This is a genomic window from Virgibacillus sp. MSJ-26, assembly GCF_018918075.1.
Taxonomy (GTDB): Bacteria; Bacillota; Bacilli; order Bacillales; family Amphibacillaceae; genus MSJ-26.
The window spans coordinates 252,463-267,177 of the sequence record NZ_JAHLPW010000003.1 but is presented as its reverse complement, the minus strand read 5'-3'; the positions used below and the strand labels follow the sequence as shown (position 1 = coordinate 267,177).

At 39.4% G+C, this 14,715-nt stretch carries 13 protein-coding genes; 7 read left to right on the top strand and 6 right to left on the bottom strand.

What is annotated here, in order from left to right:
• Positions 1–19 precede the first annotated feature (19 nt).
• Positions 20–1,537 carry a class I adenylate-forming enzyme family protein gene (locus KQI49_RS03200; RefSeq protein WP_216486729.1) on the bottom strand — a complete coding sequence of 506 codons (1,518 nt, stop codon included), beginning with the start codon at positions 1,535–1,537 and terminating at the stop codon, positions 20–22.
• Positions 1,538–1,562: 25 nt separating this feature from the next.
• Positions 1,563–3,161 (bottom strand): acyl-CoA dehydrogenase family protein, encoded by a 1,599-nt coding sequence (locus tag KQI49_RS03195; protein ID WP_216486727.1) that lies wholly within the window; start codon positions 3,159–3,161, stop codon positions 1,563–1,565.
• A gap of 344 nt (positions 3,162–3,505) precedes the next feature.
• Here KQI49_RS03195 and KQI49_RS03190 point away from each other — a divergent pair, with 344 nt between their 5' ends.
• The 6 genes from KQI49_RS03190 (at position 3,506) to KQI49_RS03165 (ending at position 9,265) form a co-directional block, all read left to right on the top strand.
• Positions 3,506–3,682: a helix-turn-helix domain-containing protein gene (locus tag KQI49_RS03190; protein WP_216486725.1), complete on the top strand. Its 177-nt coding sequence runs from the start codon at positions 3,506–3,508 to the stop codon at positions 3,680–3,682.
• Positions 3,683–3,771: 89 nt separating this feature from the next.
• Positions 3,772–4,572: a DnaD domain-containing protein gene (locus tag KQI49_RS03185; RefSeq protein WP_216486723.1), complete on the top strand. Its 801-nt coding sequence runs from the start codon at positions 3,772–3,774 to the stop codon at positions 4,570–4,572.
• Positions 4,569–4,895: a replicative helicase loader/inhibitor gene (locus KQI49_RS03180; protein WP_216486721.1), complete on the top strand. Its 327-nt coding sequence runs from the start codon at positions 4,569–4,571 to the stop codon at positions 4,893–4,895. The genes KQI49_RS03185 and KQI49_RS03180 overlap by 4 nt, the downstream gene beginning before the upstream one ends.
• Positions 4,896–4,897: 2 nt before the next feature.
• Positions 4,898–6,184 carry a replicative DNA helicase gene (locus KQI49_RS03175; RefSeq protein WP_216486719.1) on the top strand — a complete coding sequence of 429 codons (1,287 nt, stop codon included), beginning with the start codon at positions 4,898–4,900 and terminating at the stop codon, positions 6,182–6,184.
• Positions 6,185–6,688: 504 nt separating this feature from the next.
• Positions 6,689–7,954: a metal-dependent hydrolase family protein gene (locus KQI49_RS03170; RefSeq protein ID WP_216486718.1), complete on the top strand. Its 1,266-nt coding sequence runs from the start codon at positions 6,689–6,691 to the stop codon at positions 7,952–7,954.
• 138 nt (positions 7,955–8,092) lie between these two features.
• The gene (locus KQI49_RS03165) at positions 8,093–9,265 is read left to right on the top strand and encodes a hypothetical protein (RefSeq protein WP_216486717.1); all 1,173 of its coding nucleotides are present in this window, start codon (positions 8,093–8,095) and stop codon (positions 9,263–9,265) included.
• 24 nt (positions 9,266–9,289) lie between these two features.
• Here KQI49_RS03165 and KQI49_RS03160 read toward each other — a convergent pair whose 3' ends face one another.
• Complete coding sequence (locus tag KQI49_RS03160) at positions 9,290–10,012, bottom strand: hypothetical protein (RefSeq protein WP_216486716.1); 723 nt, start codon at positions 10,010–10,012, stop codon at positions 9,290–9,292.
• Positions 10,013–10,321: 309 nt separating this feature from the next.
• On the opposite strand from KQI49_RS03160, the gene KQI49_RS03155 reads away from it, so the two are divergent.
• Positions 10,322–11,815: an aldehyde dehydrogenase family protein gene (locus KQI49_RS03155; protein ID WP_216486715.1), complete on the top strand. Its 1,494-nt coding sequence runs from the start codon at positions 10,322–10,324 to the stop codon at positions 11,813–11,815.
• A gap of 168 nt (positions 11,816–11,983) precedes the next feature.
• Here KQI49_RS03155 and KQI49_RS03150 read toward each other — a convergent pair whose 3' ends face one another.
• The 3 genes from KQI49_RS03150 to KQI49_RS03140 form a co-directional block, all read right to left on the bottom strand.
• A complete protein-coding gene (locus tag KQI49_RS03150; RefSeq protein WP_216486714.1) occupies positions 11,984–12,304 on the bottom strand; it encodes a type II toxin-antitoxin system RelE/ParE family toxin in 321 nt (106 codons plus the stop codon).
• On the bottom strand, positions 12,291–12,557 hold the full coding sequence (locus tag KQI49_RS03145) for a type II toxin-antitoxin system Phd/YefM family antitoxin (protein ID WP_216486712.1): 267 nt from the start codon (positions 12,555–12,557) through the stop codon (positions 12,291–12,293). Before KQI49_RS03145 ends, KQI49_RS03150 begins: the two co-directional genes overlap by 14 nt.
• 472 nt (positions 12,558–13,029) lie before the next feature.
• Entirely contained in the window at positions 13,030–14,376 is a 1,347-nt protein-coding gene (locus KQI49_RS03140) for a hypothetical protein (RefSeq protein ID WP_216486710.1), read from the bottom strand.
• Between the last annotated feature and the right edge of the window lie 339 nt (positions 14,377–14,715).

The window sequence follows — 14,715 nt, the reverse complement described above, 5'->3', positions numbered from 1 at the left end:
CTTTTTGAGTTTAAATAACTTATGAAATTTTTTGTGCTTCATCCTTCAGCACATTTTTTAATATTTTACCAACTGCATTGCGTGGTAATTGTTCAACAAATGCAACTTCCTTAGGTACTTTGAAAGATGCCAAATGTGTCCTACAGTATTCCATAATTTCTTCTTTCGTTAATGAAGAATTTTCCGATTTAACAATGTACGCCCTCGGAATTTCTCCCCAATTTTCATTGGGTATTCCCACTACAGCTGCTTCAATTACTTCATGGTTGTCGGTTAGGATCTCCTCTACTTCTGCACTGTATATATTTTCTCCACCACTGATAATCATGTCTTTAAGACGGTCCACTACATATAGGAAGCCACCTTCATCAAATTTACCCATGTCACCACTCTTGTACCAATCACCCATAAATGCTTGAGTAGTGGCTGCTTCATTTTTCCAATACCCTTTAAAAACTTGTGGTCCTTTGCAGAGAATTTCTCCTATTTCACCGCTGGGCAGTTCTAGTTGCGAATCAACATCAACAATTTTTAATGAACCATGCATTACCGGTTTCCCCATGGAATCATATTTATCAGGATCAAAAGATTCTTTCCAGAAAGAAACGGCACCCGTATATTCTGTTATTCCATATACTTGTTTAATTGAAATTTCAAGATTCCTGAAAGTTTCAATCAATTTTGGTGGCACTGGAGAGGCACCACAAGAAATATAACGGAGCGTGCTCAAATCTGGTTTTATTTTTTCTACAGTATCCGCCATAACTGTTAGCATAGCAGGTACCGTCATCATTGATGTAATCTTTTCTCTTTCTATGATTTCCCACACTTTTATTGGATGAAAATCTTCAAGTAAAACTGTTGTGCAACCAACGTGAACGTTAGCAATTAATGGAGCGAATCCACCTATATGGAAAAAAGGAGCAACTAATAAAAAACGATCTTCCGCCCACCAGTCTATAGTATGGGTTAGTCCTATTGATGCTGCAAATAAATTATTATGGGTAATCATAGCGCCCTTTGGTTTTCCGGTCGTACCAGATGTATACATAAACAAAATGGTATCTTCATCAAAAGAAATGATTTCGGGCTCTGTTTTACTGTATGTGTTTAATATATTTTCAAATGTTTCATCAGTAGAACTATCGCCGCTACAAATGAATATTTCAACAGAAGTTTTAGGTTTGAGTTCATTTATATCTTGATTAAATGCTTCATCATAAACTACTGCCTTAGCCTCGGAATGGCTCAATATATATATTGTTTCGTGTGTAGAAAGCCTCCAATTGATAGGTACTGTAATGACGCCGATTTTGGCACTTCCAAAAAAAGCAGTGACAAAGTCTTCATGATTCTTGCAAATAAGTGCAATGCGATCACCTTTTTGGACACCCTTTTTGAGTAAATAGTCTGCAAAACGATTAGCGCGCTGATTCATTTCACTAAAAGTATAATCACTATATTTTCCAACAAACCCTGTTTTTTCACCAACCATAAAAGCTCTATGGGTTAACCATTCACCTACATTCATCTTCATTATATCAACTCCATTTTATATTCGTTTAAGATAAACTATCAAAAACATCGTGAGGAATTAGACTAGTATCTTGCAACTCTTCTAATACTTGATTTTGATAAAGATAGAAGACATCGCTCCACAAATCCTCCCATTTTTTAGCTGCATTAATATTTGAATTATTTGGCCTATCATATAGGTTTATTTGGAGAAGGCTTACTAACCTCGTTTGTAAATCCTTAATAGTGCCTATATCATAGCTGGATAATAAGGAGGCTAATAATTTTTCAGGTGGACAAGTAGATTTATTCTTCTGTAAATCACGATAAATTTGTGAGAGGAGTACATTTCTTGGTCCTTCCCATAATTCGTTAACCATAGCATCGCGAAACAGTCTTGGTATTGAAGAAAAGTCTTCCATAACACCATGCCCACCAAAGATGGAGATTGCCGTTTTCAGAATATCGACTGTATCTCTTGAAGCAAAAATTTTCTGAAGTAAAATTAATATCCTTATTTCTAGTTCTTGGTCGCGTGTAGCAGGTTTGCTAGAGATTGTTTCAAAAATATTAGATATTTTAAACGCGGTTGCTGTCGTTCTTTTAGCCATATGTTCAATGTTATCCAATTGCGCTTTTGCCATAGGAAACTCATCAATTCTCCGGTCGAATACTTCGCGAAATCGAGCGTATAGGATAGATTCTCTAGCAGCACGCATCATAAATGCAGCACTTGCGAAACCAATATCTATTCTAGAACGTGTTAATACAATACCTACAGCTAATGCGACTCCTTTATCGATTGGTCCTATTGGATAGGCGATTGCACCTTCATATTCAATTTCAGCGGATGGCAGTTCAGTTGTACCCAATTTCCATTTAAGACGATTAAGTTTATGATTATTTCGTATCTCTTTTTCTTTATCTCCCTTTAGCCATGTAGGAACAACAAATACTCCTATATGGTCTGTGCCTTCAATTCTTGCCGTTACAACGGAATAATCTGCATGGGCAGCCGAACAAAAAAATTTATTACCATACAGTCGATAATAATTCCCTTCATTAACAGCTTTAAGAACGTTAGCGGGGATATTCGAACCACCTTGAATCTCGGACATGAACTGAGCACCAATCCCAAAGTCACCATTTATTCCTTCTTTGCAATGTTTGAGTATTTGTTCTAACTCTGGTGACAGTTCATCTTTAAAATTTTCCAAGAGTGCAATTAAACCATCAGTACAAGCAATGGGACAAGTTAATCCAGCTTCACCATTATGATGCAAAAGGAACCTTTTCATCGCCCTTAACTGGGATGAAGTTTTTTCTGAAAATAAGCCATTAGAAAAAACTTCATTTTCAAGTTGATACATTTCTTGGGGCCTTATAATTCTATCAATACGATGGTTATAAGCATCATAATGTCTTATTTTAGGGTGATTCTCTACCCTAGAGATTTCATCAATTAATTGTTTCCATCGGTTGGAAGATTTGAGAGAAAACGCTTTCAAATTATCGAAAGAATAAGTCCAATCCTTTTCACTATAATTATGAAACACTTTTTGTAAAAATGGGTTATCTAGGTAATCTAATTTATCACGTTGTTCTAAAAATTGGTCGAATGAGTATTCACTCTTAATCGTAATCATGGAAACCACCTTCCTGTATATTTAGAATAATCTTATTTTTAATCTTAACATAAAACCCACAATAGTCAACAGCGTTTTAAATAGTGAACACTGTTTATTGAAGTTGGTTTGTCTTTATTAGACAGGCAGTTCGGTAGTCGGTTTTACCATCATGGCAGCTAATTCAACTATAATGAAAATACAATCAGGGATAGTCCAAATCTTTATCCAGACGCCAGCCCCTACCAAAACCGACCGTCTTTTCCCTAAAACACCCGTCAACAAGATAAATTAAAATTAATTTTCGCTTTAATGCCACCTTTTTCTCGTTTCCTTCGATTGTAATAGTGAAGGGAGGGAAAGACATGCAAAAACGTACGATGTCGGTTCAAGATGTGGCGCTCTATTTTGGACTGCATAAGGACACAGTCTATGATCTTGTCAAAGAAAATAAACTTCCTCATTTCAAAGTGGGCGGAAGAATTTTATTTTTAGAAGATGTCCTTGAAAAATGGATGATGGACAATATGACGAATGAGTAAATTATTGCTCGCACATGAGGGCAGTGATTTGCCCTTTTGTCATGCTTTAAAAAGCTGATATTTAAAAAACACAAGGGAGAATGAATCAAATGGCAAAATTAACTTATCACAAAGACAAAAACTTTTTTATGGACTGGTTGATGTTGAATGAAATGTCTACGGGAGAAATTGCACTTTGGCACACGTTGATGAATATTGGAAATCGAGTAGGGCAAAAAAGCATTTTTAATGCACCGACCTCAACGGTGATGAAGTTGACGGGACTCTCAAAACAAGGACTCACCGATGCGCGGAAAAAGTTAATAAAACGGGGATTTATCAGCTATGAAAAAGGTGGACAGAATAGAGCACCGATCTATGAAATGATTCCTTTACATAAAGTATTTAGTAACTATTTTTCTTTTGCCAAGGAAGAAGATCGGGCAGAGAACTTGACCTCGGACTTGACTCCGAACTTGACCCCACACTTGGCTGAAGACTTGCCTCAAGAGTTGACCATACATAAAGAACAAAATACAAAGAAAAAGAGAAGAGGAGGAAGCGGGCGCGCCTCGTCATCTCTTTGTAAAATCTATGAAGAAAATATCAACAAACTGACCCCATTGATTCAAAAAGAATTAATGCGCTGGGTTGATGACATGGGGGAGGACGTAGTGAAAGAAGCGCTCATCATGACAGTGAAAAAAGGCGGTAAGACGTTCAGCTATTTGGAAAAAATTCTCGAACAATGGCAACAGGCAGGACTCAAAACGTTGGATGAGATACACACCTATGAGCTGGAAAAAGAGCTTGGGAAAAGCAGTAAACTCATCCCGTTCAAAAAACAACCACCCAAACAAAAGACAGCGGAAGAATCCCTTGATGCCTGGTTAAAGGAGGAATTTCAATGACAAATCAAGAAGCGCTCGACGTATTAAAAGCGATTAATGAGATGTATCCACGTTTTAATTTGACGAAACGAAAAGCGACATTGCTCATTCCTAATTTAAAGAAAATGGATTACAAAGGTGTGATGAAAAATTTATCCGCCTTTGTGATGGAGAATCCTTATCCACCGCTGCTCAGCGAAATTGCCGCTTATCCAGATGACGAGGAGTCGGCGCTCGAAATAATGGAAGAATGGCAAGAAGAAGCGAAAAAGGTCAACCCTGAAGTCAAAGAGCGTTTTCGTCAGGAAATGAGTCAATTGCTAGAGCAGAAGAGAGGGTGTTAAAGATGGATATGTACGAAGTAGAAGCCACTTATCTCGGTTCCATCATCATTGAAGGCTCTTTGTTTAAAGAAGCTGAAATTGATGAAAGGTATTTTGCCAATGGCGTCCATCAACACATTTTCCAGGCGATGAAACAAGTGGCAAAAAAAGAGAGACCCATTGATGTCATCACTATCACGACGGAACTTTTAGAAAAAGGAGACATTGAAAAAATAGGGGGAGTCGGCTATCTCAGCCAGCTGGCTGAATCCGTCCCAAGCACATCAACATTCAAACATTATGAGGAGATTTTAAGAGAAACACATCAATTACGTCAAGCTGAAAAAGCCGTCACCCGTTTCCTGGATCAGCCCTCTGAACAAATGATCGACCATTTGATGAAAGATTTAGCAGAATGTAGCGAATTGACCATAAGCAAAAAAGAGAAAAGCACGTACGACCATTTAGTCGATATTACTGAAGAACTGCTCGAGCCGAGTCAAGAACATACAAATTACGAGGTCGACCTTCCAACATTTGACAGACTCACTGGAGGGCTGCAACGCGGGGATTTGATCATCCTCGCGGCAAGACCTTCCGTTGGAAAAACAGCCTTTGCGTTAAATCTAGCAGCAGGGCACTGTAAAAAAGGTGGTAATTCCCTCATATTCAGCTTGGAAATGGCAACAAATCAACTGCTCAAGCGAATGATTTCAACGGAAGGTATGGTCAATATTAGCAAATGGCGAGATATTCCAAATCTATTCACAGCTGATGATTATGAAAAGGCCATGACCGCTATCGGTGAACTGACCGACTGGAAGGTAGAAATCCATGATACGAAACACACATTGACAGCCATACGCACAGAAATCAGGAACTATACCTATAATCATCCCGACCATAAGCCCCTCGTCCTCATCGATTATCTCCAGTTGATCAGGCCGACACTTATCAGAAAGGATCGGCGGGATCTTGAAATCGGTGAAATCACACGGGAACTTAAACTGCTTGCGCTTGATCTCGGAATCCCAATCGTCCTCCTTTCTCAACTTTCCCGTGGTGTCGATTCTAGACAAGATAAGCGTCCGGTGATGTCCGACTTGCGCGAATCCGGAAACATTGAACAAGATGCCGACGTCGTTGCCTTCTTATACCGTGAAGATTATTATGACAGGCGAAGCGAGCAAAACACAGAGCTAGAAGTCATTCTCGCCAAGCAGCGGAACGGTCCGACGGGGATGGTGCGAATGGAATTTTTGCGGGAGTTTGGGAAGGTGGGGGAGAATTTAGTGTTAGCTGCAATCTAAACTGTGTTTGATCATATTAAAAATCATGTCTTATCTACTTATCTCCAAAATTAATAGCGAATTAAATAGCTTTACCTCACAATTTACTGTTAATGTAGGCACTTTGTTCCGCTCTAGTGTTTGTTGCAATACACTATTTGGGACAGTGTGCCTGTCCCCATGTCCCAACTGAAACTTTATGCTCATTTTTATTTATTATTCATTTTTGTGGTCTTCAACGGCGATAAGATTGATTGCGTTTACATTGATAATTCTCTATTGTGCCTACTTTTAAAATTTTGGGAAAACATGTAGTCAAGTCAGCCAACCTATGATAGACTCATTAACAATTAAAATTTATATGAATGAAGTGAGGTGACATGAGGGTCTGGATTAGGAAGGAGTGTATAAGTTATAGATACCTAAGAAGCGTCTAGTCTGTCATTGTTTCTTCTCGGTAAATTCAGAAGTGAATTATCGAATTATTCCGATCAAATTTTAAAAAATGAAGGAGTGGAATGAAATATGGTTTACACGCTAATTAAGAATGGGACATTAATTGATGGTAATGGAGGACAACCAGTTCAGGATGCGGCTGTATTGGTGAAGGACAATGTGATTGAAAAGGTTGGTACGTTGTCCGACATTCCGGTACCAAACGAGGATGTGACAGAAGTTGATGCACAAGGTGGCTATATTTTGCCGGGCATGATTGATACGCATGTTCATTTAATGATGGAAATCGAAGCGGTGGAAAAGCAGCTTACAACACCATTTTCCTACCGATTCTATAAAGCCGTTAAACATATGGAAAAAACACTTCATGCTGGGGTTACAACCGTGCGTGACGCCGGTGGAACAGATGCTGGAGTTAAGAAAGCTGTGGAAGATGGGCTTGTACCTGGGCCGAGAATGCAAATAAGTGTAAATGCAATAACGACAACGGGTGGTCATGGTGATAAATGGATGCGTTCTGGCATTGATACAACGCTTCATGGTTACCCCGGCAGCCCAGCAGGAATATGTGATGGTGTGGAAGAAGTGACGAAAAAAGTTCGTGAAGTACTTCGAGCGGGAGCTGACTTAATAAAAGTTCATGCAACAGGGGGAGTCATGAGTCCGACAGATCACCCTGAATTCACGCAATTTAGCCAAGAGGAACTGGAGGTCATCGTCCGGGAAGCGGAATATCGCAAGGGATTAAAGGTGATGGCTCATGCACAGGGAGAAGAAGGAATTCTAAATGCTGTGAAGGCGGGAATTCATTCGATTGAACATGGTATTTATATCAGTGATGAGACAGCTCAACTTATGATTGATAACGGAACCTACCTAATCCCAACTCTTCTAGCACCGGTTTCTGTCTTGGAAGCTGCAGAGTCAAGTGACTCCATGCCATCATACGGCGTTCAAAAAGCTAAAGAGGTGGTTGACGCTCATAAAGAAAGTATTGCAAATGCATATCAAAAAGGTGTCAAAATCGCCATGGGAACGGATGCAGGTGTCATGGCCCACGGAACGAACCTTCGTGAGCTTGGCTTAATGTGTGAAGCTGGCATGTCTCCGATGGAATCCATTGTCGCATCCACGAAAGTAGCAGCTGAATGTATGGGCTGGGAAAATGAAATTGGTACAGTGGAACAAGGAAAATACGCGGATATCATTATAACAAATTCCGATCCGTTGGCAGATATTTATTCACTTGAAGAAAATGATAATATCGTTGCTGTATTAAAAGACGGCAAACTCGTAAAAAATCACTTGAGTAAAGTGCCAACACCAAGCCACTAATGTAAGATGTAATAGATGTGTTTTAAAAAGGCTGAAAAACCGTATTACACAATCTTGTATGTGTGTAATACGGTTTTGTTAAACATAATAGAAAATGACTATCAATCAAAAATAAAATAGTTTAAGGGGGATGCGTGAATGTTGAATGAACCGGTAGTTACGGCCATGTTGGTGTTACTGTTATTAGGTATTGGTGAGTTCTTATCCATTATTTCCAGGGCACGCATTCCAATGTTACTCGTCGTGGCCATAGGCTATTTCGGCCTTTTATGGACAGGAGTGTTTCCAAAAGATATGATCAGCTCCTCCACGATGGGTGCATTTGGTGCCATGATGGTTGCACCGCTAATCGTTCATATGGGGACACTTATCCCTTTTAAATTAATTAAATCGCAAATCAGAGCTGTATTTATTGCTTTAATGGGAATTGTATTTGCAGCACTTACAATATTAGCTGTTATCCCACTTATCTTTGATTATCCTGCTGCCGTAGCAGGGATTGGCCCATTGTCAGGAGGGACCATTGCTTTTATTCTGACAACTGAAAGATTACAAGAATTAGGGATGACAGGATTAATTACAGTCCCAGCCCTTGTCATAGCAACCCAGAAGTTCATAGGTATGCCGCTTACCACTTATTTCCTCAGGCGTCATGCCCTAAGCGTGAAGACAACCGTTGTTTCAGAAGGATATGTCGAGACCACAGCAACAGTGACAGACGATTATGAACAGGAAAAACGAAAAACATGGATACCTGAAAAATATCAAACAGGTATTATCATGTTGCTACAGGTCTTTATCGGTGCAGCACTCGCTATTATTTTAGGAGAAATGACAGGCATCAACTATAGTTTATGGGCCCTAGCCATTGGAATCGTTGGGGCTTATGTAGGATTTTACAATGATAAAATGTTAGACCGCTCCAATGCGTTTGGTATTGCGATGGCCGGGCTGATTATTTATACACTAGGTTCCATGAGTGACGTCACACCAAGTATGTTTATCGGTTATATTCCTGTCGTGCTGTCCATTTTAATTATAGGTGTTATCGGCATTGTAATCGGCGGCATCATTGCCTCAAAATTGATGAAATGGGATCTCAACAAAGGAGTTCCCGTTGCACTCACAGCTTTATTCGGCTTCCCTGGAGACTATTTGCTTTGTGAAGAAGTCAGCCGAAGTGTAGCCGATAATGACATGCAGCAAAAGGCAATCTTTGATGAAATACTAACACCAATGCTTGTCGGAGGATTTACAACGGTCACGACTGCCTCGATTGCCGTAGCTAGTATCCTCGTTCAGACATTGTAGAGCGACATGTTAGAATCCCGTTATTTAAATTAGGTGAAAAAATTCGTGCCAGGTACTGAAACAATTCTGAATTGTGCATGTATCTGGCACGATTTCTACCAGCTTTATCCTCCCTGGATTTACTCCTGAACTATATTCCAGGTAGTATACCAGCTTTACCCTCCCCGGATTTGTTTCTGAACGATATTCCAGGTAGTGTATCAGCATTCCCCTCCCTGGATTTCCTCCTGAACTATATTCCGGGTAGTGTATCAGCATTCCCCTCCCTGGATTTGCTCCCGCACGATATTCCAGGTAGTATACCAGCTTTACCCTCCCCGGATTTCCTCCTGAACGATATTCCAGGTAGTGTATCAGCATTCCCCTCCCTGGATTTGCTCCTGAACTATATTCCGGGTAGAGTACCAGCTTTATCCTCCCTGGGTTTGCTCCTGAACTATATTCCAGGTAGTATACCAGCTTTACCCTCCCCGGATTTGTTTCTGAACGATATTCCAGGTAGTGTATCAGCATTCCCCTCCCTGGATTTGCTCCTGAACTATATTCCGGGTAGAGTACCAGCTTTATCCTCCCTGGATTTGCTCCCGCACGATATTCCAGGTAGTGTACCGGCAAAATCCAAAAACGTCTGCTGGAGATGATGCCATAACGTTGAAGCACTTTTTCAGTGGTCTCTGCCTGTCCCCTATGTCCCATATTTGATGATGTATTAACGCCAATGCTTGTCGGAGGGTTTACAACGGTCACGACTGCTTCTATCGTTGTAGCTAGTATTCTTGTTCAAACATTACAGAGCGACAAGATAGAATACACAGTCGAGTAGATGAAATGTATTGTAAGTATAAAAAACCCTCTCTGGATGAATCGATTCATCCAGAGAGGGTTTTTATGTTTTAGAGAGTGTTACAAGGAACTGAGAGAGTCTGTTTTTTTAGTTTAAAAACACCTTCCCACATGTGACTTGAGCAGATACATTGGTACGTATTTTTCATAGGTGTAAAATATAGTTGTAAGACAAAATTCATGTTTTCTACTAAACAGGGAGGAAATCACATCATGAGTCATTCTATTAATGTAGAAAAATATATCGATCCATCTTATAAACTATATATAAATGGTGAGTGGACTGACGGCTCTGAAGGAAAAAGAATCGAGTCGAGCAATCCAAGTACAGGGGAAAAACTTGCTGATTTTATTGATGCATCTCACGCCGATGTTGATACAGCGGTGGAAGCGGCACAAAAGGCATTCCCTGAATGGAAGAAAGTTAGCGTGGAAGATAGAAGTAACATGCTTCTTCAAATTGCTGACTTAATGGAAGAAAAAGCAGACCATCTAGCCATGGTAGAAACACTTGATAACGGAAAATCTTTAAGAGAAACAAGTGGTGCTGACGTTCCGTTAAGCATTGATCATTTTCGTTATTTTGCTGGAGTTATCCGTTCTGAAGAAGGAACAGCAAAACAACTAGATGAAGATAATCTAACACTCATTCTTAAAGAACCTATCGGTGTCGTTGGTCAAGTTATACCATGGAATTTCCCGTTATTAATGGCTGCGTGGAAACTTGCGCCTGCCCTTGCTGCGGGAAATACCATAGTTATCACACCATCATCATCAACACCATTAAGTATTTTAGAACTTGCAAAAATTTTAGATAAAGTATTACCAGCGGGAGTCGTGAACATCATCACTGGACGAGGCTCCAACTCTGGAGATTATCTCCTTCACCATGAAGGTGTCCAAAAACTTGCCTTCACCGGCTCGACTGAAGTAGGATATAAAGTTGCAAAAGCAGCAGCCGATCGACTTATCCCCTCTACTCTAGAATTAGGCGGTAAATCGGCGAACATCGTCTTTAAAGATGCACCATGGGACCGCGCTTTAGAAGGGGTTCAATCAGGTATCCTCTTTAATCAAGGCGAAGTGTGTAGCGCTGGTTCTCGCATCTTTGTACAAGAAGATATTTATGACGATTTCGTGGCTGAGATGAAAAAAGCATTTGAAAATGTAAAAGTTGGTCTCCCATGGGAAGAAGGCGTTCAAATGGGAGCACAAATTAATCAAAAACAACTCGACAAAATCTTAAGCTACGTAGACATCGGCCAAGAAGAAGGCGCCAAACTTCTTGCAGGGGGTTACCAGCTTAAAGACAATGGCCTTGAAAATGGGTCATTTATGGCGCCAACCATTCTCTCAGATGCCAATAATGACATGCGCATTGCTCAAGAAGAGATTTTTGGACCAGTGGCAACAGTCATCAAATTTAAAGATGAAGAAGATGCCATCCATCTAGCAAACGAATCCGAATACGGACTTGGCGGCGGTGTTTGGACAAGAGACATTAACAAAGCCCTTCGCGTCTCACGCGGTGTGCAGACTGGACGCATGTGGGTGAACCAATACTCAAACTTCGCAGCTGGCGCCCCATTTGGCGGCTATAAAAAATCAGGAATCGGCCGCGAAACGTACAAGAGCATCCTTGACGCCTATTCACAAACAAAAAATATTTTCATTAGTACAAAAGAAGAGAAAGATGGCATGTATTAAGTAGATAAATAAATGCGGTGAGCAGTGCCAGGTACTGAAACAATTCTGAATTGTTTTGGTACCTGGCACTTTTTATAATCGTGCAAAAAAGTAAAGAAGTCTAAGGTTTACACAGTATCTGATTACCGGTTATTAAGGGCATAAAAATAGCACCTGTTTTTTCAAATGCTAGAGTATATCTTCATATTTTTGACGGCCGTAAAGTATCCTCATTACGACTACTTGTTTATCCACTTCGTCAACTAAATAGAATGCAACATAATTATCAATTATTATTCTTCGATAACCCTTGTTTTTTAGAAATTCATCTCTAACAAAGCTATTCGCATATGGGAAATATTTTAATTGCATAACCTTTGTTTCAATACTATCCAAAATATTATTTGCCGCATCTCTAGCTGATAAATCACGAAAAATATAGCTATATATATCATTTAAATCCTGATTGGCTAGTGGAGTTAATTTGACACTATATTTACTCTCTTCCATGCTTTTTTCTCAGCTTTTTAAAAACGTTTTCTGCATCTAAAAGAGGTTCATTATTTTCAATTTGTAATTCAGCTTCGGCAAGCTTCTTATATAAATCTGATTGGGCTATCTTTTGTTTGTAAGTGTCCATACTCATTACGACTAAATCTCCATAGCCATTCTTAGTGATAAAGATTGGCTCTTGTGTTTCATGACAAAGTTCTGAAATCTTAGTTGTATTTCTCAAGTCTTTTATCGGTCTAATTTCTGGCAAAACTACACATCCCTTCAGAACGTTTATAACATGATTATAGCATAATTATGTTATAAAATCATGATAATCCAAATGGCAGGTACAGAAATAATTTTGAATCACTCAAATCTCTAAATTCTACCTGGCCAAGGTCATGCCGCTCTATTTTCTTGCTTAAGCTATGCCTGAGGCTGACCAGGCGCCTGAACCTTTGATTGTCTAGCTCAAGCGCCCAGCAACTGGCAAACTTCAGACTCCTTCCTACGATAAGTCAACATCGATTCGCTAATCGCTCATCGTGTTTCCTTTATCTCGTCAGAAGTCTTCCAGTTTGTACGTTGCTAAACGGGCGCTTTTGCTTTTGCTTTTGTTCGTCTAGTTCAAGCGCCTAGCCCCTCGAGGTCTTAAGCAATAAACCTCCATGGCATAAAGCGTCATTGCGATTTCTTGCTTAAGCTTGTCAGGGCTGACCAGGTGCCAGAACCTTTGAGTTTTAACTAAACCACAGCAAATGCATCGCATAAATCACAACCGAATGAATAAGCGCAAGAATAATGGCGTAATGTAAATTCCAGCGCAAAATGACTTTGAACGGATTTACCTTAACGATGTTGCTGACTATCGCAATCACTGGTGATATGGGTGAAACCGTTACGGACACTTGCCAAGCGCTGAGCAGCATCATTGCCATGACAATCACGTCAATTCCTAAGGCTTGATAGGAAACTGTGGCAACAATGGTACTGACGGTCACGATTTGATGTATTCCAATCAGCGATAACAAGGAAACAATGACAATTGTGCCAAAAATCAAGAAGAACACAGACCAGTTCGCCAAACCTTCCCAAACCCCTTGGATCACACTCGAAATAGGTGTTTTTTCTAAAACTAACCCAAAAAGCCCCGCGGTTAATAGTAAATTAATGACATTCGCTTTACTTGGAAAAATGGTCTGTCGGTAGTCGCTCAATTCTTTCAAAAATTGAGTCGGCACCTGTAAATACAAGCTCCAGAAAAAGGTGAAAACTAAAACAATGAGTGAAATCAACACGATCACATTAAATTCAACAAACGGTTCTAGTCCAAAAATCAATCCCGTTAATAGAATGATAATAGCAGCCAGTTCGAATAGTTTTTTATTCCCTTGGTCTCTCATCTCATGCTGAAGATGAAACTCGATATGACGCGCTTCCACGTATTTAAATAATAAATAGGCAACAACGAATTGCAGTAAACCTAGCATTAAACCATAAGGTAAATACTGATAAATCGGGACGTGCAAGGAATAAACGACTAAAAATACCGAAGCAAAATAAGGCGACCATGTATGAACAGAGGTAATCCCCCTGACATAGACCCTGCCAATAAACTCCTTGGGAAGGCGCATCTTATCAAGCATCGAATCAATAATATAAATCGATCCGATATTCGTAATCGGTGCAATGAGCACAAACAACCCACTAATCATTAAATAAAGGAAATGAGGCTTCTTCTGAAACTTACCTACAAACCCCGATAAATGCTCATGATAATTCCCTAACCTAATCGGAATGCCTAAAATCGGAACAATAATAATCAGCAATACTAAAGCCAGGTTTTTCGTAATCCCTTCATTCCAAACCTCAAAACCTTGCTTTTGATAAATTAAAATAGCGACACTGATCACCGTCATCACAATTCCAAAATACTTCGGCAACCCCTTACTATAGAAAAGGCTGATGATCATAATCATGGCCGTTAATAAAGCTATTCCATAGGTCACGATGGAATGAGAAACAAACTGACTCAATATGAAAACAAAAAATAAAACAGATATGATTGTATTACTAATAAATTTCAAAATGTATACTCCTAGCAACAAGTTATTCCACTTTAGTATGATTGAAAACCGGGTTTATTATAGCATAGATTAGGTGAATAGTGGAGAAACGGGTATTAGGAAGTATTTTCGTTTGGTTTTTAAAATTAAGTAGTAAAAAGTCCTATCTCTGATTAATATCTAACTCAAATGGTATACAAGATTCATCAAATATAAGTAATGCTCCCCAGTACAAATTAATTGTTTTTCACCACTTCCTCTTTTTCGACAAGTTGCGACAAAAACATTAAGATTACTTCGTTACAATAGTAGAACTAGCATAATTTGATATGAAAACTATCAATCTAGTAAGGGTTAAAA